A 2,309-nucleotide genomic window follows, 5' to 3' on the forward strand; every position below is an offset into this window, starting at 1 on the left:
GCGTCGTCGACGGTGCCGCCCGCGGGCAGCTCGAAGGGCTCCGTCTCGACGCCGGCGGCGGCGCGCGCCGCCGCGAAGTACCGCACCGTGACCGTGACGGTGATGGTCGTCGCCACCGCTCAGCCCCCGATCGCGCTCATCGGACGGTCCGGCTGCAGGAAGCCGGGGTCGTCGATGCCGTGGCCGGCCAGCTTGCCCCACATCGCGTGCCGCCAGGTGTCGGCGATCTCCGCGTCGGAGGTCCCGTTGCGCAGCATCGCCCGCAGGTCGGTCTCGGTGCGCGCGAACAGGCACGAGCGGACCTGGCCGTCGGCGGTGAGCCGGGTGCGGTCGCACGCGCCGCAGAACGGGCGGGTGACCGAGGCGATGACGCCGACCACGGCCGGGCCGCCGTCGACCAGCCAGCGCTCCGCGGGCGCACCTCCGCGCTCGGTGGGGTCGGGGGTGAGCGTGAAGCTCTCGCGGAGCTTCTCCATGATCTCGCCCGCGGTGATCATCTCGGACCGTTCCCAGCCGTGCTGGGCGTCGAGCGGCATCTGCTCGATGAAGCGCAGCTCGTAGCCGTGCTCCAGCGCGAACCGCAGGAGCGGGACGGCCTCGTCGTGGTTCACGTCGCGCAGCAGCACGCTGTTGATCTTCACGGGACCGAGGCCGGCGGCCCGCGCGGCGGCGAGGCCGTCCAGGACGTCGGAGAGCCGGTCGCGGCGGGTGATCGTGGCGAACCGCTCCTGCTGCAGCGTGTCCATCGACACGTTCAGCCGGTTCACGCCCGCCGCGGCCAGCGACTCGGCGCGGCGGGCGAGCCCGATGCCGTTGGTGGTGAGCGAGATGTCCGGGCGGGGCTCCATCGCGGCGGACGCGGCGATGATCCGGTCCAGCCCGCGGCGCAGCAGCGGCTCGCCGCCGGTGAAGCGCAGCTCCTCGATGCCGAGATCGCGCACCGCGATGCCGATCAGGCGGATCAGCTCGTCGTCGGTGAGCTGCTCGTCGCGCGGCATCCAGTCCAGGCCCTCGGCCGGCATGCAGTAGGAGCAGCGCAGGTTGCAGCGGTCGGTGAGGGAGATGCGGAGGTCGGTGGCGACCCGGCCGAACGAGTCGACGAGTCGGGGGTCGGCGGGGCGGGCCGGGTCTCGGGGGGCGGCCCCCCGCACCGCGGGGAGGCCGAGCTCGGATGCCGTCACGACACGAGCGTAACCGGCGAGAGTCGCAACCAACCTGGCAGTTCCGACGAAGATCGACCGAGTTTCCGCAGCTGCGTTTGCAGATCGGAACGAGCATCCGAATCTGCGGGACGATCGGGACGTGCGCGCTATCCGGAAGGTGGGACTGGTTGGCTCCGCCCATGACTGGACAGCTGCCGGCGGACGCCGTCATCGACGGAAGGGTCTTCGCCGGGGTCAGCAACTCCGCCGACGGCGACGTCGACGCCCGTACCCGATTCCACTACCGCCAGGACGGCGACACGGTGTGGGCCGACTACCACGGCGGGGCGGTGGCCCGCGGCTTCCTCGTCGGGACGCGCAGCGGCGCCGAGCTCCGGTTCCGCTACGTCCACCTCGACGCGGACGGGCGCACGGCGAGCGGCCGATGCACGTCGCAGATCGTCGTCGGGTCCGACGGTCTACTGGAGCTGCACGAGGACTGGGCGTGGAAGTCGCAGCCGGGGGCGGCTCGCAGCGTCGTCGCCGAGGTCGCGGGGTGACGCCGCTGCACCGGCGACCCCGCCTGCTGCGAGGGGTCGCTGTGTCGGCGATGCTCCTGGCCCTGACCTCGGCCGTGCTCGCGGTGGGGACGGGCAACGTGGTGTTCTGGCTGAACTGCCTCTCTCTGCTCTTCGCCGCATGGGCATTCACGGTCCTGAGCAGGCAGGCAAGGGGCTCGGTGCGCTGATGCTCGGCCGGAGCACCTCGGCCCGTGAGCGATCGACTCCCGCGCACTCACGCGCCGACTCGCGCGCACGGAGGTCCCGACTCGCGCGCACTCACGCGCCGACTCGCGCGCACCGAGGCGCCGACTCGCGCGCACGGAGGCGCCGACTCGCGTGCATTCGCGCCCCGACTCGCGCACACTCTCGCCCCCCGACTCGCGCGCACGGAGGCGCCGACTCGCGCGCACTCGCGCGCCGACTCGCGGGCACGGAGGCGCCGACTCGCGCGCACGGAGGTCCCGACTCGCGGTGCGGGGCCTAGAGCGTGTCCCGTGGATCATGCGGGTCGGCTGCGGTAGATCTCTTCTGTGCTTGATCGCCACGACTTGACCGACGCGGAGTGGGCACGGCTGGAGCCGTTGCTGCCCGACCGGACACCGCG

3 protein-coding genes and 1 pseudogene are annotated in these 2,309 nt (G+C 72.9%); 2 read left to right on the plus strand and 2 right to left on the minus strand.

The window, feature by feature from the left end:
• Both KME75_RS47510 and moaA read right to left on the minus strand, forming a co-directional pair.
• A pseudogene (locus KME75_RS47510) lies at positions 1-116 on the minus strand (MoaD/ThiS family protein); the annotation flags it as partial.
• Positions 117-119: 3 nt separating this feature from the next.
• Positions 120-1,181, minus strand: coding sequence for a GTP 3',8-cyclase MoaA (gene moaA / locus KME75_RS40995; protein ID WP_219420374.1), 1,062 nt, complete (start codon positions 1,179-1,181; stop codon positions 120-122).
• 161 nt (positions 1,182-1,342) lie between these two features.
• Here moaA and KME75_RS41000 point away from each other — a divergent pair, with 161 nt between their 5' ends.
• Positions 1,343-1,702: an avidin-fold protein gene (locus KME75_RS41000; RefSeq protein WP_246633801.1), complete on the plus strand. Its 360-nt coding sequence runs from the start codon at positions 1,343-1,345 to the stop codon at positions 1,700-1,702.
• Positions 1,703-1,743: 41 nt separating this feature from the next.
• A complete protein-coding gene (locus tag KME75_RS41005; protein ID WP_219420375.1) occupies positions 1,744-1,890 on the plus strand; it encodes a hypothetical protein in 147 nt (48 codons plus the stop codon).
• The last annotated feature ends 419 nt before the right edge of the window (positions 1,891-2,309 follow it).

Source organism: Pseudonocardia nigra (genome assembly GCF_019396355.1).
GTDB lineage: Bacteria > Actinomycetota > Actinomycetes > Mycobacteriales > Pseudonocardiaceae > Pseudonocardia > Pseudonocardia nigra.